This is a genomic window from Nonomuraea sp. NPDC049269, from assembly GCF_043197155.1.
Classification (GTDB): domain Bacteria; phylum Actinomycetota; class Actinomycetes; order Streptosporangiales; family Streptosporangiaceae; genus Nonomuraea.
On record NZ_JBICSO010000008.1, the window covers coordinates 548696 to 569794 of the forward strand.

Annotated in this window: 23 protein-coding genes; 11 read left to right on the plus strand and 12 right to left on the minus strand. The window is 69.1% G+C overall.

Features of this window, described 5'->3' with window-relative positions:
- The first annotated feature begins 58 nt into the window (after positions 1–58).
- Positions 59–1843: a cellulase family glycosylhydrolase gene (locus tag ACGFNP_RS42055; protein WP_358322789.1), complete on the plus strand. Its 1785-nt coding sequence runs from the start codon at positions 59–61 to the stop codon at positions 1841–1843.
- Positions 1844–1904: 61 nt separating this feature from the next.
- On the plus strand, positions 1905–2969 hold the full coding sequence (locus ACGFNP_RS42060) for a cellulose binding domain-containing protein (protein WP_393328391.1): 1065 nt from the start codon (positions 1905–1907) through the stop codon (positions 2967–2969).
- Positions 2970–3007: 38 nt separating this feature from the next.
- On the opposite strand, the gene ACGFNP_RS42065 is transcribed toward ACGFNP_RS42060, so the two are convergent.
- Entirely contained in the window at positions 3008–3472 is a 465-nt protein-coding gene (locus ACGFNP_RS42065; protein ID WP_393328393.1) for a macro domain-containing protein, read from the minus strand.
- A gap of 89 nt (positions 3473–3561) precedes the next feature.
- On the opposite strand from ACGFNP_RS42065, the gene ACGFNP_RS42070 reads away from it, so the two are divergent.
- On the plus strand, positions 3562–4131 hold the full coding sequence (locus ACGFNP_RS42070) for a DUF6461 domain-containing protein (RefSeq protein WP_393328396.1): 570 nt from the start codon (positions 3562–3564) through the stop codon (positions 4129–4131).
- A 120-nt stretch (positions 4132–4251) separates the two neighbouring features.
- Here the strand turns inward: ACGFNP_RS42070 and ACGFNP_RS42075 are convergent, their stop codons facing one another.
- Together ACGFNP_RS42075 and ACGFNP_RS42080 are read right to left on the minus strand one after the other, a co-directional pair.
- Positions 4252–4539, minus strand: coding sequence for a hypothetical protein (locus ACGFNP_RS42075; RefSeq protein WP_393328399.1), 288 nt, complete (start codon positions 4537–4539; stop codon positions 4252–4254).
- 1 nt (position 4540) lies between these two features.
- Entirely contained in the window at positions 4541–4723 is a 183-nt protein-coding gene (locus ACGFNP_RS42080; RefSeq protein ID WP_393328401.1) for a hypothetical protein, read from the minus strand.
- A 164-nt stretch (positions 4724–4887) separates the two neighbouring features.
- On the opposite strand from ACGFNP_RS42080, the gene ACGFNP_RS42085 reads away from it, so the two are divergent.
- Complete coding sequence (locus ACGFNP_RS42085) at positions 4888–5139, plus strand: GntR family transcriptional regulator (protein WP_393328404.1); 252 nt, start codon at positions 4888–4890, stop codon at positions 5137–5139.
- 491 nt (positions 5140–5630) lie between these two features.
- Here ACGFNP_RS42085 and ACGFNP_RS42090 read toward each other — a convergent pair whose 3' ends face one another.
- Positions 5631–5804: a hypothetical protein gene (locus tag ACGFNP_RS42090; RefSeq protein ID WP_393328406.1), complete on the minus strand. Its 174-nt coding sequence runs from the start codon at positions 5802–5804 to the stop codon at positions 5631–5633.
- A 105-nt stretch (positions 5805–5909) separates the two neighbouring features.
- On the minus strand, positions 5910–6452 hold the full coding sequence (locus tag ACGFNP_RS42095; protein ID WP_393328408.1) for an isochorismatase family protein: 543 nt from the start codon (positions 6450–6452) through the stop codon (positions 5910–5912).
- A 59-nt stretch (positions 6453–6511) separates the two neighbouring features.
- On the opposite strand from ACGFNP_RS42095, the gene ACGFNP_RS42100 reads away from it, so the two are divergent.
- On the plus strand, positions 6512–6952 hold the full coding sequence (locus ACGFNP_RS42100) for a MarR family winged helix-turn-helix transcriptional regulator (RefSeq protein WP_393328411.1): 441 nt from the start codon (positions 6512–6514) through the stop codon (positions 6950–6952).
- Between the two features lie 11 nt (positions 6953–6963).
- Here the strand turns inward: ACGFNP_RS42100 and ACGFNP_RS42105 are convergent, their stop codons facing one another.
- Positions 6964–8118: a beta-1,3-glucanase family protein gene (locus ACGFNP_RS42105; RefSeq protein WP_393328414.1), complete on the minus strand. Its 1155-nt coding sequence runs from the start codon at positions 8116–8118 to the stop codon at positions 6964–6966.
- A gap of 126 nt (positions 8119–8244) precedes the next feature.
- Here ACGFNP_RS42105 and ACGFNP_RS42110 point away from each other — a divergent pair, with 126 nt between their 5' ends.
- The 5 genes from ACGFNP_RS42110 to ACGFNP_RS42130 all read left to right on the plus strand — a co-directional run bounded on the left by ACGFNP_RS42110 (position 8245) and on the right by ACGFNP_RS42130 (position 12666).
- On the plus strand, positions 8245–8922 hold the full coding sequence (locus tag ACGFNP_RS42110) for a class I SAM-dependent methyltransferase (protein ID WP_393328417.1): 678 nt from the start codon (positions 8245–8247) through the stop codon (positions 8920–8922).
- Between the two features lie 20 nt (positions 8923–8942).
- The gene (locus tag ACGFNP_RS42115; RefSeq protein ID WP_393328420.1) at positions 8943–9398 is read left to right on the plus strand and encodes a MarR family winged helix-turn-helix transcriptional regulator; all 456 of its coding nucleotides are present in this window, start codon (positions 8943–8945) and stop codon (positions 9396–9398) included.
- A complete protein-coding gene (locus tag ACGFNP_RS42120) occupies positions 9395–10222 on the plus strand; it encodes an ABC transporter ATP-binding protein (protein ID WP_393328423.1) in 828 nt (275 codons plus the stop codon). The genes ACGFNP_RS42115 and ACGFNP_RS42120 overlap by 4 nt, the downstream gene beginning before the upstream one ends.
- On the plus strand, positions 10182–11042 hold the full coding sequence (locus ACGFNP_RS42125) for an ABC transporter permease (RefSeq protein WP_393328425.1): 861 nt from the start codon (positions 10182–10184) through the stop codon (positions 11040–11042). The genes ACGFNP_RS42120 and ACGFNP_RS42125 overlap by 41 nt, the downstream gene beginning before the upstream one ends.
- 178 nt (positions 11043–11220) lie before the next feature.
- On the plus strand, positions 11221–12666 hold the full coding sequence (locus tag ACGFNP_RS42130) for an ankyrin repeat domain-containing protein (RefSeq protein WP_393328428.1): 1446 nt from the start codon (positions 11221–11223) through the stop codon (positions 12664–12666).
- 114 nt (positions 12667–12780) lie between these two features.
- On the opposite strand, the gene ACGFNP_RS42135 is transcribed toward ACGFNP_RS42130, so the two are convergent.
- The 6 genes from ACGFNP_RS42135 to ACGFNP_RS42160 form a co-directional block, all read right to left on the minus strand.
- Positions 12781–13575: an amino acid ABC transporter permease gene (locus ACGFNP_RS42135; protein ID WP_393328431.1), complete on the minus strand. Its 795-nt coding sequence runs from the start codon at positions 13573–13575 to the stop codon at positions 12781–12783.
- Positions 13572–14240: an amino acid ABC transporter permease gene (locus ACGFNP_RS42140; RefSeq protein WP_358322695.1), complete on the minus strand. Its 669-nt coding sequence runs from the start codon at positions 14238–14240 to the stop codon at positions 13572–13574. The genes ACGFNP_RS42135 and ACGFNP_RS42140 overlap by 4 nt, the downstream gene beginning before the upstream one ends.
- Before the next feature lie 2 nt (positions 14241–14242).
- A complete protein-coding gene (locus tag ACGFNP_RS42145) occupies positions 14243–15079 on the minus strand; it encodes a glutamate ABC transporter substrate-binding protein (RefSeq protein ID WP_358322693.1) in 837 nt (278 codons plus the stop codon).
- Between the two features lie 9 nt (positions 15080–15088).
- Positions 15089–15832: an amino acid ABC transporter ATP-binding protein gene (locus tag ACGFNP_RS42150; protein WP_358322691.1), complete on the minus strand. Its 744-nt coding sequence runs from the start codon at positions 15830–15832 to the stop codon at positions 15089–15091.
- A 96-nt stretch (positions 15833–15928) separates the two neighbouring features.
- Entirely contained in the window at positions 15929–16765 is an 837-nt protein-coding gene (locus ACGFNP_RS42155; RefSeq protein WP_393328435.1) for a glutamate ABC transporter substrate-binding protein, read from the minus strand.
- On the minus strand, positions 16762–17448 hold the full coding sequence (locus ACGFNP_RS42160; RefSeq protein ID WP_358322686.1) for a response regulator: 687 nt from the start codon (positions 17446–17448) through the stop codon (positions 16762–16764). The genes ACGFNP_RS42155 and ACGFNP_RS42160 overlap by 4 nt, the downstream gene beginning before the upstream one ends.
- A 153-nt stretch (positions 17449–17601) precedes the next feature.
- Here ACGFNP_RS42160 and ACGFNP_RS42165 point away from each other — a divergent pair, with 153 nt between their 5' ends.
- Positions 17602–20829: a response regulator gene (locus ACGFNP_RS42165; RefSeq protein ID WP_393328438.1), complete on the plus strand. Its 3228-nt coding sequence runs from the start codon at positions 17602–17604 to the stop codon at positions 20827–20829.
- The last annotated feature ends 270 nt before the right edge of the window (positions 20830–21099 follow it).

Below are 21099 nucleotides of genomic sequence, written 5' to 3' on the forward strand. Positions count from 1 at the left end.
GCTGCTTGGCCGCTTCAAGAAGGCGGTGTACCCATCGGTTTCGTCACGGAGGACCCTCATGCCATTCCGCCGGAACTTGTGGCGCAGAGCCTGGACGGCCGCAGTCGCCGTACTGCTGGCCGGATTCGGGCTCGCCACCGTCCAGAGCGCGGCCGACGCCGCCGTGTCGTGTTCGGCCACCTATACCAAGAGCTGGGACAGCGGCAGCGGGTTCGGCGCCACCATAACGGTGACCAACACCGGTGACCCGTTGACCACTTGGGCACTGAGCTTCGACTTCCCCAACAATCAGGTGATCACCCAGATGTGGGAAGGCGTACCCACCCCGGCGACGCCCACGCCGGCGGGGGCGGTCATCACCATCAATCCGGTCTCCTACAACGCCGCCAAGGGCACCGGGGCGACCTGGACCGTCGGCTTCAACGGCACCTACACCGGGGGTGTCAACAACAACCCGCCCAGCGTCTCGTGCACCGGCAACGGTGCCGGCGGGACGCAGCAGGCGCTGGTGGCCTCCTCCACCAGCGTGAGCGTGCCCGAGGGCGGGACCGGCGGCTTCACGGTCCGCCTGCAGTCCCAGCCGGCCGCCAACGTGACGGTCACCAGCACAGCGGGCACCGGTGACAGCAACATCACCGTGACCGGCGGAGCCACCCTGACCTTCACCACGGCCAACTGGAACACCCCGCAAACGGTGACGTTGAGCGCTTCGGAAGACAGCGACACCACGAACGGCACCCGGCCGATCACCGTGGCGTCCAGCGGCTTGACCTCGGTGACGGTGAACGCCACCGAGGTCGACAACGACGGCAGCACGGGAGGCGCGGCACCCGCTCTGCACGTCTCGGGAAACCGGCTGGTCACCGCCGCCGGCGCCACCTACCGCCTGCTGGGCGTCAACCGGGCCAGCGGCGAGTTCGCCTGCGTACAGGGCAAGGGCATGTGGGACAGCGGCCCCGTGGATCAGGCCTCGGTCGACGCGATGAAGGCCTGGAACATCCACGCGGTCCGGATCCCGCTGAACGAGGAGTGCTGGAACGGCACCAACGGCACGCCCAGCGGCGCCACCTACCAGCAGAACGTCAAAACCTACGTGAACCTGCTGGTCGCCAACGGCATCACGCCGATCGTGGAGATGCACTGGAACTACGGCCAGTACACCGGCCAGGGCGCCGGTTGCTCGGACACCACGGCGACCTGCCAGAAGCCGATGCCCGACGCCCAGTACGCGCCGACGTTCTGGACCGGGGTGGCCAATGCCTTCAAGGGCAACAACGCGGTCGTCTTCGACCTGTTCAACGAGCCCTACCCGGACGCGGCCGCCAACTGGGACGCCACCGCCGGCTGGAAGTGCTGGCGCGACGGCGGCACCTGCACCGGCATCGGCTACCCGGTGGCCGGCATGCAGTCGCTGGTCAACACCGTGCGCGCCACCGGCGCCACCAATGTGATCATGCTCGGCGGACTGGCCTGGTCCAACGACCTGAGCCAGTGGCTGACGTACAAGCCGACCGACCCGACCGGCAACCTGATGGCCGCCTGGCACACCTACAACTTCAACACCTGCTCCAACACCGCCTGCTGGAACAGCCAGGTCGGCGCCGTCGCGGCCCAGGTGCCGGTGCACGCCGGTGAGATCGGCCAGAACTCCTGCGCCCACGACTACATCGACCAGGTCATGAGCTGGGCCGACGCGCACGGCGTCGGGTACACCGCCTGGACCTGGAACCCATGGGGCTGCAGCCAGGGCAACGTACTCATCACCGACTACAGCGGAACGCCCACCAGCACCTACGGCGAGGGCTTCAAGGCACACCTGCTCACCCAGAACCCACTCTCGTAGAACCACTCGGCCGGGTCCGTCAGTCGGCGGGCCCGGTTGTGCCCTCTACCTGGAGTCAGCCATGCGTCGCAGATCCCACCTGTACGCCTTCCTCACCGTGCTCCTCGTGGCGGTCGCCTTCGGCGTCGCCCTGCCCGCGCTGTCGGCGACGGCCCCCGTCCGCATCATGCCCCTCGGCGACTCCATCACCGCAGGACCCGGCTGCTGGCGCGCCCAGCTCTGGCACCACTTGCAGACCGCCGGATATACGAACATCGACTTCGTCGGCAGCGTCCCTGACGGCGGCTGCAACTACGGGTACTCGTACGACGGTGACAACGAGGGCCACGGCGGCTACGCCGCGACCGGCATCGCCGACCAGAACCAACTGCCGCCGTGGCTGAACGCGGCCAAACCCGACATCGTCCTCATGCACCTGGGCACCAACGACATGTGGGGCGGCTTCATCCCCACCAGCACCGTCCTCGCCGCGTACACCAAGCTGGTCGGCCAGATGCGGGCCAACAACCCCAACATGAAGATCATCGTAGCCAAGATCATCCCTATGAACCCGTCCGGCTGCCCCACCTGTGCGGCTGATGTGGTGGCACTCGACAACGCGATCCCGGGCTGGGCCGCCGGCCTCACGACCGTACAGTCGCCCATCGTCGTCGCCGACCTGTGGACCGGCTTCAACACGGCCACCGACACCGGCGACGGAGTCCACCCCAACGACACCGGCTTCCAGAAGATGGCCGACCGCTGGTACCCACCGCTCGCGCAGGTCCTCAACGGCGTGACCCCACCGACCTCACCCTCCCCGTCGGTGACCCCGCCGCCGGCCCGGTGCACCGCCACGTACAAGGTGATCTCCCAGTGGGGCGGCGCCTTCCAAGGCGAGATCACCGTGAAGAACGACTCCTCAACCGCCTCCTCCGCCTGGACGACCACCTTCACCTTCGCCAACGGCCAGCAGATCACCCAATCCTGGAACACCACACTCACCCAGAACGGAGCCACCGTCACGGCCCGCAACGCGGGCTACAACGGCAACCTGCCGGTAGGCGCGTCCACGACCTTCGGCTTCACCGCCACCTGGAACAACACCACCAACGCGCTACCCCAGGTGAGCTGCACACTCGGTTGAGCACATGCTGGTTCGTCTCCCTGGACGTCGTTAGGAGCTCATTCCAGGTCGTAGACGGTCACGGGGATGCCTTGCCCAACCAGCTTGTGGGCGATCAGCGGTTCGATCAGGTTCCAGGTCCCGCCGGCCAGACCGCAGCCGATCCGTGGCATATGTAGGCTCGCGCCGAGTTCGATGGCGTTGGCGGCGACGGCTTCCAGGCTGCGGTCGACCGCGTCGTAGCGGATGGGCGGCCCATCCATGGTGGGCCGGATGCCGTGCTGGCCGATCATGTTCGCCACCCACAGGGTCTCCTCGACCTGAACCAGCTGTACCTGGCCCAGCTCGGATCCCGCACCTGAGCGGTGCCAGGCGCGAAACTTGGCCTCGGGTTCCGGCCAGCGGCGGGAGATGGCCAGGACGAATCCGCGGCCCCAGCCGCCGACGTCATTGCAAATGTGGCAGATGATGCGCGGCTCGTTGCCGGCGGGGTCGGTCGCGTCGCCCGTGAGATAGGTGATCACAGCCTGGACATTAGGCAGGGAGACCGACAATTCCTGTCGGACCGGCCTGGCAAGATCTCCCGCGTTGACCCCGATGACGTGGAGACCTGATGAACGCCGACGACTATGGCTGGTTCGACGACCACGACGAAAGTCTGGCCATGGCCTTCTGCATCACGTTCGTCCGAGGGCTGACTCCGCAGGAGGCGTTCGACCGGCTGGGCATCACCGCTGATCCCGAGGCGGACATCGAGAACTTGCTCGACGAGGGGGTGGTCGCCGCGAGCGCGGTCGAGGGCGGTGCCATCCTCATTGAGCCCAACGGCTTCGCCGGGATACAGGAGTCGGTGACCAAGCCGCTGTCGGCGGGGACGGTGATCGCTTCTGTGTTTCTGAACGTCAACGCTGACCAGCACTTTGTCTACGCGGCTGATGGCCAGGTGGTGACCAGGTTCGAGCCTGACTGCCCCGGCTCTCGGTCGGGCACTGACGAGGATCGGCTGCTGGCCCACATGGTCGAACTCGATATGCCTATTGAGGATGTCGATGACGACGATGAGGACTGGGGCGATCCGATCCACACCGCGTTCGCCCTGGCTGAGCGTGTCACGGGAGTGCGGCTCACGCCGCGTGCCCTCGACAATGCGGTACTCATCGGATCCACCAAGCACCTCACTTGATAGGGACGCCCACGTCGTGGCAGCTCCGCAACGGACGGTTGTGCGAGGCAGACGATGGGCGCAGCTGGGACTGATGGGAGAAGATCTATCAGCAGATCATCGACCTCCGCCGGGCCGGTCTCAGCGCGCCTCACCCCGCAGGATCCGCTGGTAGAGACATTCGGCGGCCGCCGTGAGCAGCCAGTCGGTCTCATGCGCGACCGGATCGCCGTTGCCCCGGATGGTCCTGCGGATGAACGCCTGTCCGGCCGCGTGGCAGAGCTCGAAGAGGATCGACCGGCACTCGCAGCTGTGCCGGGTCACCCGCACGCGATGAGTGCGGTTCGCGGGTGAATACCAGGTCAGGCGCTCGTGTACGGCCAGCAGCGGCGCAGGATGCGGCCCATGGAAGGGCCAGAGTTCGGCCACGTCACGCCGTCCGTCCCTCATAGATCTCGACCAGGTGGCGCAGCGCCCTCATCGAGCGGGTCAGGACCAGAGTCTGCAGGTGAGGACTGCTCTCGGGGAGCCGGTACCCATGCCGCTCCAGCACTTGTCGGATGTCGAAGGCCAGCGCGGGTGTGAATCGTAGGTCTGTGGTTGGGTTCCCCATGGGTTGGACCTCCTATGCCCTAGGGCCCGTCCCGGCGCTGGCTCCGTCGTGGCGGGCGTGCCAATGTCCGCCATCGTAAAGCACCTTCCCCATACTTCACCATAGAGAACTAGAGTTACCCCTGGGTATCTCCGGTTCGATACGGGCATCTACCGTTCTGCGTTGTGATCGAGTGGCGTCTCAATCAGCCCAAGTGGCTTCAGGTAGCGGAGATCATCAAGGAACGGATCGCCGATGGCGCGTACCTGGTTGATACGCCTGTGCCCAGCGAGCATCAGATCGTTCAAGAGTTCGGCGTGGCCCGCGGCACGGCCCGCAAGGTTCTTGAACGTCTGCGCGAGGAGGGCGTTCTTTACTCGGTGCGCGGTCTGGGTACCTTTGTGGCCCCACCCCCGGACAACCCTGCCGAGGAGTAGACGTACCTGGTCGATAGCCTTTTGAGACGGCTAGTTCCTCCGACGATCGCCGCCGAGCCTTTCTCGGTTGCCCCTTGGACGATCGGCGCAACCTGAGCGCCGACACGCTCGCGCCCGTCCGCTCCATCGCCGCAACATGAGAGAGTTGCGCTCGCCATCCTCGGGCGTGACCGAAATTCGCATGATCTTGGCTGATGAGCGGTTCACTGAGCATTTGATCGCGTTGAAAGAGCAGGAGGGCTCGCCCCCGTGTGTGCGCCAGGGTGACGGCAGCGCTCAGGTTCGCGCGTTCGGACTCCAGCCAGCCGAGCGCGTCCTGCGGGCCGCCGAAGTCCGTCGGCTCGGCGGGAGGTGGTTCGGCATCGCGAGGGAGTCCACACGAGCCGCGCGCTGGTCCTCGGCTTGGACCAGTTGGGCGGCGGGCAAGCGGACCGGCGCGTGATGGAAGTGGTAGCGGCCGTCAGGGATGTCGGTCAGCAGGTTCGCGTCGGTCAGCTCGCCGAGCAGCCGCGCTGGCCTCCATCCGAGACAACGTCGTCTCCTATCGTCAACGTCGCCAGGGTCTGCTGCTCCTCGGCCAGCGCAGCGACCATCTTGCGAAGCGGCCAGCTCGGCCGCGCGGCCAGGCGGGCCGCCGCGATGCTCAGAGCCAGGGGCAGCCGCATGACGGCGTTTGTGGCGGTCCCTCTCCGGGCCGATTGCCCGACGTAATGAGGAGAGGCCCGAAATATCGGGAGCGGTTTAAGAGCGGAGGAATTGTTGGTCCGTTCTCAATTCAGTCCGTGTAGTGCGGCGATGACCTGTCGGCCGGTGGGAGTGGTGAAGTCGCGCACCATGTCGGAGGCGAAGCCGGCCACGGAGGTGATCACGCCGCCCGCGGCCTCGATCTGCCGCAGCGACGCGTTTTCGGTACGTGTGGTGAGGCCGCCGCACCCGTCCACCAGCACCTGGACGGCGAGGCCGGTGGCGAGGGCGTCCAGGGCGGTGCGCAGCACGACGATCTCTGTGGTCACCCCGCAGATGGCCAGCGTGGGGCGGCCGGCGGCCAGGATCGCCTCTCGCCAGGCCAGATCGTCCCAGCAGCACGGGCCGGTACGCACGTACGGCTCGGCCTCGGGTACTTCCTTGATCACTCCGGGGCCGTCCGGACGTGGTGCGGCCGAGACGGTGAACGGGATGTCGAGCACGGCGGCGAGCCCGCCCACGACCTTGGCCGAGCGGCGGATGGCCGAGGCCGGGTTGGTGGTGCCGGCCTCGACGATGCTGTCCTGGAGGTCGGCGAAGAGGATCTGGACAGTGGTGGGGTCGAGCATGATTCTGGCCTCAAATCGTTCAGTATGTGAATGATATTGAGGATGTTAGCATTTTGGACGTGAACGACGTCAAGCTGCCTGAGACGCTCGCCTTCCAGCTCGGCACGCTGGGAGCGGTGGTGACCGAACGGTTCTCGGCACGGCTGGCGGCCCACGGGCTCAAGCCCAAGCACGTGGGGCTCCTGACCGCGCTGGAGTCGGGGATGGCGGCCTCCCAGCTCGACATCGCCAAACTCATGGACGTGGCGCCCAGCCTGGTGGTCTCACTTGCCGACCGGCTGGAAGAACTGGGCGCCCTGCGGCGCGAGCGCGCCCCGTCCGACCGGCGCAGGCAGGTGCTCACGCTCACGACCGAGGGCCGGGAACTCCTGGCCTTGTGCACCCAGGCGGCGACCGAGGTCGATGCGGAGCTGACCCAAGGGCTCACCGCCGGCGAAGCGGAAGCGCTGCGCTCGGCCCTGCGCGTCCTCGCCCGCCACGCCGGTTTGCCCGTCACCTAGGTGTACAGGGGTCAGGCGGTCGCGTTGAACGGCGTGAGTCGTAGCCGCAGCGACGTCGGGGCCAAATCCTGTACATAAGACGCGAAGTTCGCGACGTCGTCGAAGGGGAACCCGTACGCCTTGTGGTCCCGGGTGTTCTCGTGCAGGACCCGCGCGTAGTGGTTGCTGACCGACGTGAGATAGAACGCGCTCCGGTCGGTCGTCGGCTGGTCGGGGTGGTTGTGCAGCGTCGAACGGTTGAACGCGGCGCCGAGGATCGCCGCGACCGGGCCGGAGGTGCCGCCGGCGTCCAGGGCGCCGTTGCAGTAGAAGATGTCACGGGTGCTCGGCCGTGCGAACGTCCGGATGCCGTTGTTGAAGACGAGCTGGCCGCCGGACACCCGCCCGGTGTAGGTGGTCCCGCCGACCACCACCCGCAGGTTGGCCGACGCGTACGTGTTCCACACCTGAGTGACGTACGGATCGAAGTACGTCGAAGAGAAGATGCCCGAGTCGATGCCGTGTCCCGGGGCGATCACCCGGAGGTTGTCGCCGACGATGAGCGGCCGGAAGGCGGGGTTGGCCGCGATGCCGGCGAAGAGGGTGTCGCGGCCGTTCGGGACGAGGGTGCCGACGGTCTGGCTGGACTGCCCGTCGAGCCGGAGCTCCATCGGGATGCTGAACATGTCGACCATGGTGGTGTTGCAGAACATCCCATCGCTCTTGAACGTGAACTCCATGAAGTCGTGCAGCACGCCGTAGCTGGGGTCCGAGCTCACCCAACCGGCCGGGTGCTGTAACGCCGGTCGGCCGTTGCCATCCGTGACCACCCTGAACTTGACCTTCTGGCCGATGGAGACGTAGATGCGGCCGGACATCCACGGCAGGTTGAGGTGGGTGTCGCCGTTGGCCGCAAGTGGGATGGACAGGTCGGCGAAGCCGTCGGGGCCGTTGAGGGAGGCCGATACCGGCACTCTTGTGCCGTCTGCCCGGACGTAGACCTGCTGGCCGGTGCTCAGGTCGGTGCCGACGACGTAGAGGAAGATCGCGCTGTTGGCGTAGCGGTAGGTGTGGTTGACGACGGTCAGGGGCAGCACCGTGGCGGCCTCGGCCCGGGGGGTGAGTGCCAGCACCGGGGTGGTGGCGGCTGCCGCCGCGCCGGCGAGCAGGGTTCGTCTTGTGATCATGAGTGCCGGGCTCCTCGCCGTAATGCCGGAGCGCCCTCGCCTTCCATGGCGAGAGAGCGCTCTCTCGATGCATTTGGTTAAGTTTCTTTCCTGTAAAGCTGGCTGTCAAGGGTCATCATGATGCTCATGAATCTGCTCGACGACGACGCGCTCGAACGCTCCTCCGTCGTGGCCAACTGCCGGATGAATCGCGAACGACGCCTGCCCGGCTACGACCGAGAGCTGGGCATCAACGTCGTCGACACGCTGCGCTCCAGGCGGCGGCCGGTGCGTTGGCTCGATCTGTGCTGCGGGACGGGGAACGCCCTCGGTCAGGCCGCCGACCTGCTCGGCGACGATGCCGAGATCGTCGGCGTCGACCTGGTCGACTTCTTCGCCCGCCCCCAGCGACCACCGCGCCTGCGGTTGGTCACCGCCTCCGTCGTCACGTGGGAGCCCGAGCAGCCCTTCGACCTGATCACCTGCGTTCACGGGCTGCACTACGTCGGTGACAAGCTCGGAGTGCTCGCCAGGATCGGCACGTGGCTCGCCGATGACGGCCTGTTCGTCGCGAACTTCGACGTTCGCTCCATCCGTCTCAGGGATGGCACGCCCGCGGGCCGCCATCTCACCACGTCCCTGCGCTCGCAGGGTGTGAGGTACGACAGCCGCACTCGGCGGATCGGCTGGACGGGTCGGCGCCTCATCGACCTGCCGTACCGCTACCAGGGTTCTGACGATCAGGCCGGCCCCAACTACACCGGCCAGCCCGCGGTCAACTCCTACTACGACCGGGTGAGCTGGGGGCTTCCTATTAACTCGTGAGCAGAGCTAATATTTTTGGTATGGATACAACGGACTTTCCTGACGCCCTCGTCGGCGTCCTGACCGGTATCCAGCGGCTGGTCCGGCGCCGACTGCGTCAGGGGATGACCGGGCCGCGGCTGCGCGGTGCCCAGGTCGAGCTGCTGCGGCTGGTCGCGGCCAACCCCGGCATCGGGGTCTCGGCGGCGGCCAAGGAGCTCTACCTGGCGGGCAACTCGGTGTCCACGCTGGTCAACCAGCTCACGGCCGCCGGGCTGCTGCGCCGCGAGATCGGCCATGACGACCGCCGCTCCGCCCGGCTGCTGGCCACCCCCGAGGCCGAGGCGCGGCTGCGGGCCTGGGAGGAGCGGCGCGCCGCGCTCGTCCGCGAGCAGGTCGAACGGCTCAGCGAGGAGGACCGGGCCGCACTGAGCGTCGCGCTCCCGGCGCTGCGCAGGCTGGCCGAGGGACTGCACGAGGAGATGGAGATGGCATGAGGGACGACCCGCCGGCGGTCAGCTGCACCGGCCTGAGCCACGCCTTCGGTCCGACGAAAGCCGTGGACGGCCTCGATCTGACGGTGGTCTCCGGTGAGGTGTTCGGCCTGCTCGGCCCCAACGGCGCGGGCAAGACCACCGCCATCCGCTGCGTGACCACACTGCTGCCCGTCCCGTCCGGGATGGTGCGGGTGTTCGGGCACGACGCGGCCACCGAACAGATGGCGGTGCGCCGCCTGCTCGGCTACGTACCCCAGCAACTGTCGGCGGACGCGGGCCTGACGGGGCGTGAGAACGTCTCCCTGTTCGCCCGCGTTTTCGACGTCCCCCGGCGCGAGCGGGCGGCCCGGGTCGGCCAGGCGCTGGAGGCGGTCGGGCTCGCCGACGCCGCCGACCGGCTGGCCGCCACCTACTCCGGCGGCATGGTACGCCGCCTCGAACTCGCCCAGGCACTGGTCAGCGCCCCACGCCTGCTCATGCTGGACGAGCCGACGATCGGGCTCGACCCCATCGCCCGCACCAGCGTGTGGGAGCACATCATGGCGGTACGCGCCGCCACCGGGATGACCGTCCTGGTCACCACGCATTACATGGACGAGGCCGACCAGTACTGCGACCGGATCGCGCTCATGCACCACGGACGCGTACGGGCGCTCGGCACGCCGGAGCAGCTCACCGACGACCTGCGCGTCCGCCTCGGCGACGGCTCGACGCCGACGCTGGAGGACGTCTTCCGTGACGTCGCCGGCAGCGGCCTCGACGAAGGAGGAGGAGAGTTCCGCGATGTCCGCCGTACCCGCAACACCGCCTCCCGCGTCGGCTGACATGACCGGCGTCGGTGATCTCGACCTGCTGCTCGTTCCGCCGCGCCCCCGCACGGGGTGGCGCGTGCTGCCCGCCAGGGTCGCCGCGATGTGCGTGGTGGAGCTGCAGAAGCTGCGCCACGATCGCACCGAGCTGTACACCCGCGCGGTCCAGCCCGCCCTGTGGCTGCTGATCTTCGGCGAGACCTTCACCCGCATCAAGGTGATCCCGACCGGCGGCATCCCGTACCTGGACTACCTGGCCCCCGGGATCATCGCCCAGTCCACCATGTTCATCGCCATCTTCTACGGCATCCAGATCATCTGGGAACGCGACTCGGGCGTCCTGACCAAGCTCCTGGTCACGCCGACCCCGCGGGTCGCGCTGGTCACCGGCAAGGCGTTCGCCGCCGGGGTGAAGGCGATGATCCAGGCGGTGGTCGTGGTGCTCATCGCCGCGCTGCTGGGCGTGAGCATGACCTGGAACCCCCTGCGCCTGGCCGGCGTGATCGTGGTCGTGCTGCTCGGCTCGGCGTTCTTCTCCTGCCTGTCGGTGACGATCGCCGGGATCGTGCTGACCCGCGACCGGCTGATGGGGATCGGGCAGGCCATCACCATGCCGTTGTTCTTCGCGTCCAACGCGCTCTACCCGACCACGGCCATGCCGGACTGGCTGCGGTACATCAGCGTGATCAACCCTCTCAGCTACGAGGTCGACGCGCTGCGCGGGCTGCTGCTCGGCATCCCCTCGGACCTGCCGCTGGACTTCGTGGTGCTGCTCGCGGCCTCGGCGATCGGCATCACGGCGGCGTCCGGCCTGTTGGGGCGACTGGCGCGGTGACTCACTGAAGGCGCCCGGCTCCGAGAACGCGATGAGGAGTAGGCTGGGTGGCGCGCGCCCAGGGCGCCACCGGTCCGCGGGAAGGGCTAAGCCCACCTGATGCTCATCGAACGACCCGGCCCGACCTCTTTTCCAGCCTGATCATGCGGACCCCAGGCCAGACGGAAAGGAGGCTTTCATGCCTGTCCATCGCTTGCCCGACAACCCCAGCATCGAACAGCTCCGCAAGCAGGCCAAGACACTCCTGCGGTTGGTGAAGGCGGGAGTTCCTGAGGCGCTCGGGCTCGTCAATGAGTTCCATCCCCGAACTCCGGAGACGCTCAAGCTGTCCGACGCGCAACTCGTCACCGCCCGCATGTACGGCTTCGCGAGCTGGCCCAGGCTGAAAGAGCACATCGGCACCGTCGAGCGCTACTCCCGGTCGCCGCACCGGGTCGCGCCGAGGGAAGAGTTGCCGGAGGAGTTCCTGCGGCTCGCCTGCCTCACCTATGGCACGGACTACCCGGGCCGGACCGAGGACGCCGACCTGCTGCTGGCCCGGCATCCGCGGTTGCCCACCACGAACGTCTTCACGATGGCGGCCACCGGCTCGGCCGATGCGCTGGCCGACGCCCTGGCCGAGAATCCGGGGCTGGCCCGGGCGCAGGGCGGCCCCTTCGCGTGGGAGCCGCTGCTGTACCTGGCCTACGCGCGGCTCGATACTCCCGGCAGCCATGTAGCAGCGGCCCGGCTCCTCCTCAAGCACGGCGCCGACCCGAACGCCGGATTCCTGTGGGACGGGCTGCCCTCGCCGTTCACCGCGCTCACGGGCGCGTTCGGCGGCGGAGAGGGCCATCAGCCGCCGCATCCGCAGGGCCTGGCGCTGGCCAGACTGCTGCTGGAGGCCGGGGCGGACGCCAACGACAGCCAGACCCTGTACAACCGCGGGCTCGGCGGCGCCTGCCCCGACGACACCACTCACCTTGAGCTGCTGCTGGAGTTCGGGCTGGGCCGCGGTGACGGCGGGCCGTGGCAGGCCCGGATGGGACCGACGCTGCAGTCTCCGCGACAGCTCATGCGCGACGAACTGGCCACCGCCGCTCTGCGGGGCTGTCCGCGGCGGGCCCGGCTGCTCCTGGCACACGGCGCCGAGGTGGACGGCCTGGGCGGGCATCCGGCGTACGGCGGACGCACGCCGTACGAGCTCGCCCTGCTGAACGGTCACACCGAGGTCGCGGAGTCGCTCGCCGCGGCCGGCGCCTCGGCGGTGATGGACGAGACGGACACGTTCACCGCCGCCTGCATGCGCGCCGACGCCGAGGCGGTGGCCGGACTCGGCCCGCAACCGCTGGCACGGGCGCTCGCCCGATCCCCCGAGCTGATCAGCAGCGCGGCCGAGCGGCGCAAGCCCGCGGCGGTGCGGCTGCTCGCCGGTCTCGGCTTCGACGTCAACCATCTGCATGGTTCCACCCCGCTGCACGCGGCGGCCTGGAACGACGACGTCGAGACGGCCAGGACACTGATCGAGCTCGGCGCCGACTCCACGATCAAGGACACCGCGTACGACTCGACCCCCCTCGGCTGGGCCGAGCACGGCGGCAAGCACCGCGTGGCGGCGTACCTACGGAGTCTGGGGCGAGAGTGACGGCGCGCGTCAAGGGCGCAGCCAGGTGAGGGCGGCCGTGACCAGGGCTTCAACACCCATCGGCAGAGTGGGGAAGATCAAGGGGGCGAAGAAGGGGGAGTCGTTGCTGGCTGGTCACCGCCGACTGAGCCGGTGGGCGAGCCGGTCCAGCGACAGGTTGATGCCGATGAAGATGGCCGCGATGAGGATGGCCGCCGGGATGATGTTCGAGAAGTTGGCCGCGATCCCGTTCAGCCCCCGGTCCACCAGCTCGTCGTAACCCACGATCAGCCCGAGCGCCGAATCCTTCAGCAGCACCACGAACTGGCTGATCACGGCCGGCATCATGGCCCGGAACGCCTGCGGCAGCAGCACCAGCCGCATGACCTGCCCCTTGCGCAGCCCGATCGCGTGGGCCGCCTCCGCCTGGCCCCGGGGCAGGCTCAGCACCCCGGCCCGGATGATCTCGGCGATCACCGACCCGTTGTAGAAGGTCAGCCCGAACACCACGGCCGTGAAGGCCGAGACGTTCACCCCGATGAGAACGTAGGAGCCGAAGAACGCGAAGAAGATGAGCAGCAGCAGCGGTACGGCCCGGAAGAACTCGACCACGGCCGCCGCCGGCCACCGGATCCACCGGTGGTCCGAGAGGCGGGCCGTCGCGAAGACCAGCCCGAACAGGCCCGCCAGCACGACGCCCGCCAGCGCCGCGGCCAGCGTTCCGGCCAGTCCCGGCAGGATGAAGGTGGTCCACACCTCCGGCCGCAGGAACGGCGTCCACTTGGCGGCCGACCACTGCTCCTTGGCGTCGAACCGTACATAGATCACATAGGCCAGCGCCAGCAGCACCAGCGCGATGACCCCGGCCAGCACCCGGTTGCGGCGCGCGCCGCGCGGCCCCGGCGGCTCGTAGAGGTTGGCGTAGCTCACCGGGCCACCGCCAGCCGCCGCGACAGCCAGCCGAACAGCAGGCCCATGGGCAGGCACAGCAGCACGAACCCGGCCGCGAACCCGAGGAAGATCTGCATCACCTGATCCCCGTACGTCTCGATCATCTCCCGCATCCGCACCGACGCCTCGCTCACGCCCACCACGAGCGCGATCGTGGTGTTCTTGGTCAGCGCGATCAGGATGCTGCCCAGCGGCGCGACGACCGCGCGGAACGCCTGCGGCAGCGTGATCAGCCGCAGCGTCTGGAGGAAGCCGAGCCCGAGCGAGCGGGCGGCCTCGGCCTGGCCGACCGGCACCGTGTTGATGCCCGAGCGCAGCGCCTCGCAGACGAACGCCGAGGTGTAGGCGGTCAGGCCGAGGCAGGCCAGCCAGAAGTTGTTGGTCGCGATGTCGGACGAGAGCTCCACGCCCAGGTTCGCGCCGACGCCGAGGCCGATGAACAGCAGCACCAGCGTCAGCGGGGTGTTGCGGGCCACGGCCACGTAGACGGTGGCGGTACGGCGCAGGGTCGCCAGCGGCGCGACGCGCATGGCCGTCAGCAGCGTGCCGAGCACCAGCGAGCCGAGCGCGCTCACCGCCGTCAGCCGCACGGTCATCCAGAAGGCCGCGACGACGGTGTCCCACTCCAGGAGCAGCGCGTCCATGATCAGTACTGCTCCAGCTTCGGGGCCTCCGGGACGGTGAAGCCGGCTCCGCCGAAGCTGGTCTCCAGCGCCTTCTTCCAGCTACCGTCGGCGAACATCTTGGTCAGCGCCTCGTTGACGGCCTTGCGGCCCGCCGAGTCGTCCTTCTTGAGCCCGATGCCGTACTTCTCCGTGCTGAACGGCTTGCCGACCACCTTGAGCTTGCCGGTGTGCTGCGCGGCGTACCCGGCGAGGATCACGTTGTCCGTGGTGATCGCGTCGAGCTGCCCGCCGAGCACCCGGTCCACGCACGCGGAGTAGGTCCGCTCCTCCTGCAACTGCACCTCCTTGGCATAGCTGTCCTTGACCTTCTGCGCCGACGTCGACCCGGCGACCGAGCACAGCTTCTTGCCGTTCAGCGCGTCGGGCCCGGTCAGCGTCGCGTCGTCCGCCCTGACCAGCAGGTCCTGACCGGCCACGAAGTACGGCCCGGCGAAGGAGACCTTCTGCTTGCGCGCGTCGTTGATGGAGTACGTCGCCACCACCATGTCCACCTGGCCCTGCTGCAGGAACGCCTCCCGGTTGGCCGACACCGTCTCCTTGAACGTGATGTCCTTGGCCTCGACGCCCAGCGACTTGGCCACGTACTTGGCGATCTCGATGTCGAACCCGGAGAAGGTGCCGTCCGGCGTCCGCAGACCGAGCCCCGGCTGGTCGGCCTTCACCCCGATGACCAGCTTCTTGTCGTTCTTGGCCTTGTCCACGACCGAGTCGTAGCTCGCCTGGCCGCCGCCGCACGCGGTGGCGGTGGCGGTGAGGGCGACGACGGCGAACATCGCGTAAAGGGATCTTCCAAACATGACGCGTCCTTAGTGAGTGAGGATCTTGGCGAGGAACGACTTGGCGCGCTCACTGCGCGGGGTGCCGAAGAAGTCGTCGGGGGCGTTCTGCTCGACGATCTCGCCGTCGGCCATGAACACCACACGGTCCGCGGCCCGGCGGGCGAAGCCCATCTCATGGGTGACGACGACCATGGTCATGCCCTCACGGGCGAGCGCCGTCATCACCTCCAGCACCTCGTTGACCATCTCCGGGTCGAGGGCCGAGGTGGGTTCGTCGAACAGGAGCACCTTCGGCTCCATGGCCAGCGCGCGGGCGATCGCGACGCGCTGCTGCTGGCCACCCGACAGCTGCGCGGGGAACTTCGCCGCCTGGCCGCCGATGCCGACGCGCTCCAGCAGTTCGTACGCCTTCTTCTCGGCGTCCGCCCTGCTCTTCTTCAGCACGTGGACCTGCCCCAGCACGACGTTCTCCAGGACCGTCTTGTGCGCGAACAGGTTGAACGACTGGAACACCATGCCGACCTCGGCCCGCAGTTTGGCCAGTTGCCGCCCCTCTTCGGGCAGCGGCGTGCCGTCGATCAGGATGGTGCCGGAGTCGATGGTCTCCAGCCGGTTGATCGCGCGGCACAGGGTGGACTTGCCGGCGCCCGACGGGCCGATGATCACCACGACCTCGCCCCGCCGTACGCTCAGCTCGACGTCCCTGAGTACGTGATGATCGCCATAGCGTTTGTTGACTTGGTCGAGGACGACCAGCCCCTGCTCGGACACGGGTAACGCTCCTTCCGTCCGCGTTGGCGCAACGTTAGGAACGGCATGTGTCACGCAGAGGGTTGTGCGCGTTCTGCTCAGTGATCGGCGGGCCGGTTAGCGATTGACCGGCGGCTTGGCCTGCGTGGCGGTCGCGCCGGACAGGCCGATGGTGTCCCTGAAGGCCCGATCCCACTGCCCGTCGCGCAGATAGCGCCCGATCAGGCCGCTGAGGTAGTCGCGGAAGGCGACGTCCTCCTTGCGGACGCCGATGCCGTACGGTTCGCGGCCGAACGGCCTGCCGACCAGCCGGAGCGCGCCCGGGCGCCGTTTCACCAGGCCGAGCAGGATCGTGTCGTCGGTGCTGATCGCGTCGATGCGCCCGGCCGTGAGCGCGGGCACGCATTCGCTGGAGTTGTCGACGATCACCAGCCGGGCGCCGGGCACGCGTTCGCGCAGCCGGTCCAGGGAGGTGGAGCCGGTGGTCGTGCACACCGCCCGGCCGTCGAGGTCCGCCACGCCGCCGATGCGCTCGTCCCCGGCCCTGACCAGCACGTCCTGCCCGGCGTAGTAATAGGGATCGGTGAAGCCGACGATCCGGCTCCTGGCCGGCGTGATGGAGTACGTCGCGACGACGATGTCCACCACCCCCTGCCGCAGGAAGTCCTCGCGCTGCACCGGCAGGGTCTCGACGAACCGGACGTTGCGCTCGTTGCCGGTCAGGTCCTTGGCGACCAGTCTGGCCATCTCCGCGTCGAACCCGGTGATCCGCCCGCTGTCCGGGTCCTTGAACCCGAACAGCGGATAGTCGAACTTGATCCCCACCGTGAGCATGCCGCTCCGCTGGACGCGGGCCATCGTGGAGTTCTCGGGGAACGCGGGCTCCCCGGAGGAGCCGCAGGCCGCCAGTGCCAGGCAGGCGAGTACGGCGAGCAGCGCACGGACCGGCTTCACCGCACCCAGTACCGGTGCTGCGGGCGGCCCGTCGGCCCGTACCTCAGCCGGGCCTCGACCTGCCCCCGCTCGACCAGGTGCTCCAGATAGCGGCGGGCGGTCGCCCTGCTGACCCCGATGGCCTCGGCCAGCTCGTACGCCGACAGATCGTCCTCGACCGCGGCCAGCCCGTCGAGCACCGCCTGCTCAGTCGCCGCCGAGATGCTCTTCGCCCGGGGAGAGGCGTCCAGATGCAGCGAGCGGAAGATCCGGTCGATCTCCTGCTGCTCGACGAACCTGCCGTCCGAGCCGAGCTGCTCGACCGTCGCCGCGTACCGCAGCAGCGTCTGCTCCAGAATCCCGGCCCTGGTCGGCTTGACCAGGTAGTACAGGGCGCCGCGCTGCATGGCCGCGCGCACCGCGGCCGACTCCTTGTGGCCGGAGATCACGATCACGTCGGTGGGCGGCTGGTCCGGGCGCCGCAGCCGGTGCGCGACCTCGAGCCCGGGCAGGTCGGGCAGGTGGAGGTCGAGCAGCACCAGCCGCGGCGCGAACCGGTGGGCGGCGGCGAGCGCCACCTGGCCGGTGTGCGCGATCCCCACCACCTTGAACCCGGAGACGCGGTTCACCTGGGCGTGCAGCGCGGCGGTCACGACCGGGTCGTCGTCCACGATGAGAACGGTGATGTCCGCCGCTCCAGGCATCGCCACACTCCTAGCTCGACTGTGATCGACGCGGGCATCTTAGGGACGTTGTGTTACAACAAATCGCATTCTGCTCCTTTTGCTCAGCGCGGGGCTTCGCGCGACGCTCTCGCCTCCTACTGTGTACGCGAGCCGCAGGGGGAGGTGACGCTGGTGAGAGACCGTGGATGGCTCCTGGCAGTGACGGCACTGTGGATTCTGCTCGGCCTGCTCCCGCTGGCGCTGCTGACGTCGTCCAGCATCACGCTGTCGGCGGACGCCGTCGGTGACGAGGTCGGCGACCGGGTGCGGACCACCGCCTCGGTCAGCCGGGTCGTGGTGGAGCAGCAGCTGGGCTCGCTCAAGCAGCTCGTCAGCGCGTTCGCTCAGCAGCCCGCGGTACGCGCCGCGGTGACCTCCGGGAAGCCGGCGAGCCGCGACACCATGATCGAGTTCCGCGAGGAGCTGGCCAGGATGCGCGCCGGAGTCGGCGGCGTGATCGTGATCGGGCCGCGCGGCGACATCGCCGGCGCCGAGCCGACGAGCGTGCTGCCCCAGGACGTGAGCAGTACCGACTGGTACGTCTCCGTCCGCGACCGCCCGCAGCCGTACGTCTCCCAGGCCTACACGCCCACGATGCGCGGCGTGTCCAGGGCCGTAGCGGCGGCCGCGGCGATCCCGAGCGCCGACGGCAAGAGCGTGCTGGGCGTCCTGGCCGTCGTCTACAGCCTGGACGCCATCCAGGACTTCGCGTCTCAGGCCGCCGAGGCGCAGGGAATCCGGTTGCTGATCACCGACCAGTCAGGGGTGCTCGTCGCCGACCCCGGCCGGAAGCTCTACGCCCTCACCTCCCTGCGCGAGGACCCCAGAGTGGACGCGGCACTGGCCGGCCGTACCCTCTTCACCACCCACCAGGGCCCCGACGGCAAGGTGCTGTCGGCCTCGGAGCCCATCCCCGACGTCGGCTGGACGGTCACCGCCGAGGTGCCCGCCGACACGGCGCTCGCCTCGGCCGAGCAGCTCCGGGTACGGGTGCTGTCGATCGCCGCCGTCCTGGCGCTGCTGATCCTCATCGGGCTGGGCCTGCAGATCCACACCACGCGCGGCCGGCGCCGGGCGCAGCGGACACTCGCCCGGTACGCGGCCGAGCTGGCCGCCGCCCGGGACGAGGCGGTGAGCGCGTCCGGCGCCAAGTCCGAGTTCCTCGCCAAGATCAGCCATGAGATCCGCACCCCGATCAACGGCGTGCTCGGCATGAACTCCCTGCTGCTGGAGACCCGGCTCGACGGCGAGCAGCGCCACTACGCGAGCACGGCCCAGGAGTCCGCGCGGAGCCTGCTCCGGCTGCTCGACGACTTCCTCGACCTGTCGAAGATCGAGGCTGGGCATCTGCAGGTGGAGTCGGTGCCGTTCGACCTGCCCCGGCTCTGCGACGAGGTGGTGGCCCCGTTCGCGCCGCACGCCTACCAGCAGGGACTCTGGCTCACCTCGCGGCTCGGCGACAGCCTGCCCCAACAGGTGATCGGCGATCCGGTACGGCTCGGGCAGGTGCTCACCAACGTCGTCGGCAACGCGCTGAAGTTCACCGTCCAGGGCGGCGTCGACCTGGAGGTGACCCTCGACGAAGGCGGTCCCGGCGATGACCGGGTCACGCTGCGGTTCACGGTGACCGACACCGGTGTGGGCGTCGGGCAGGGCGACCTTGAACGGGTCTTCGGCATCTTCCGCCAGGTCGACTCCCCGATCACCCGGCGGACCGGCGGCAGCGGTCTCGGCCTGGCCATCAGCAGGCAGCTCACCGAGCTGATGGGCGGCGAGATCGGGCTGGACAGCGTCGAGGGGGTGGGCAGCCGGTTCTGGGTCACGCTGCCGGTGGACGTGCTGACCTGGTCGGCCCCGGCCGCGCCCGAGCTGCGCGGCCGGCGGGTCCTCGTCGCCGACACCCGGCCGGAAGACCTCGCGCTCGCCGCCCGCATCCTGGACGACGCCGGGCTCGTGGTGTCGACGGCATCCGACGGCCCGACCGCGCTGACCGCCCTGCGCACCGCCGCCGCAGCGGGCCGCCCGTTCGACCTGACGGTGATCGACCTCGACCTCTGCGCCACGAATGCCGACTCCACGCTGGTCGACGGGGTGGCGGCCGATGGGGTACGGGCCAACGGGGTGGCGACCGACGGGGGGCGGGTCTGCGGGGTGCCGGCCGACGAGGTGCCGACCAACGGGGTGGCGGCCGACAACGTGCCGACCAACGGGGTGGCGGCCGACGAACTGCCGACCGGCGGGGTGCTGACCGATCCGCTGCTTCGTGACGCCAGCGTCGTCGTGCTCGTCACGCCGGGGCGGCTGGGGCGCGCCTGGCCGATCTCGGTGGCCGAGCGGACCGTGCAGTCGATGACCCGGCCGCTCAGCCGCCGCCGCTTGCTGGCCGCCGTGGAGAACGCACTGGCCCCCACACCGGGCGCGACGTTGGTCCCCGGGTCGGCCCACACGCAGGTGCTGGGGTCGGCCCGTGCGCTGGACCCTGCGCAGGGCGCCGCGCTGGGTCCTGCGTCGGCCCTTGCGCTGGCCCCCGCGCAGGCCGTCGGGCTGCCCTTCGCGCAGGCCGTCGGGCTGCCCTTCGCGCAGGCCGCCGGGCTGCCCTCCGCGCAGAGCGCCGGGCTGGCCCCCGCGTCGGACCTCGCGCCAGGGCCTGCGATCGTTTCGGTCGAGGCGCCGGGTGTGGCGTCGGTCCGGATCCTGGTGGCCGAGGACGACGAGGTGAGTCGTCAGGTGGCCGTGCTCGTGCTGCGGAAGGCGGGCCATCACGTCGACTCCGTCGCCGACGGGAGGCAGGCCGTGGCGGCGGTGCTCTCCGGCGGGTACGACCTGGTCTTCATGGACTGCCAGCTGCCGGTGCTCGACGGCCTGGCCGCGACCGCCGAGATCAGGCGGCGCGAGGAGCCGCGTACGCCGATCATCGCGATGACCGCGGCGGCGATGCCGGACGACCGGCTCCGATGCCTGGAGGCAGGCATGGACGACCACCTCGCCAAGCCCGTGGACTGGCAGTACGTCCTGACCCAGGTGCCGTTCTGGGCCGCCGCGCCAGAGCTCCCGCCGGAGCTGGCGGGGCTGTCGCGGGCGGAGGTCGCGGCGATCGCCGAAGCGTTCCGCTCGACGGCCATGGGGGTCTATGACGAGCTCCTCCAGGCCGTACACGAGGAAGACCTGGCCCGAGCCGCCTCGCTCGCGCACCGGTTGAGGGGCAGCTGTGCGACCGTCGGGCTCACCGACGCGGCCGAGGTGTGCGAGCGGGTCGAGGCATCGGCCGTGCGCGGCGTCGCCGAACACGAATTGGTGGATCGGCTGGGCAGTTTATTGCGCGCACAAATTAACCGCGGCGACGGATTTATTAACGTGTGAGTAATTTTACATCACTAAGGTGCTTATGTCCGTAAATTAACGTGTTTGTAATGGGGGAGCGTAAATGGCGGATCCAACCGAGGAGCCCAGTCCCACGGGCACTCCCAGCCCCACCGCGTCGGACACCCCAACACCCACGCCTACGGACACCGCTACGCCAACACCCACTCCGACGGACACGCCGACGCCGACCCCAACCCCGTCGGACACGGCGACCCCGACTCCCACGCCAACTCCGTCGGACACCCCCACGCCAACTCCGTCGGACAC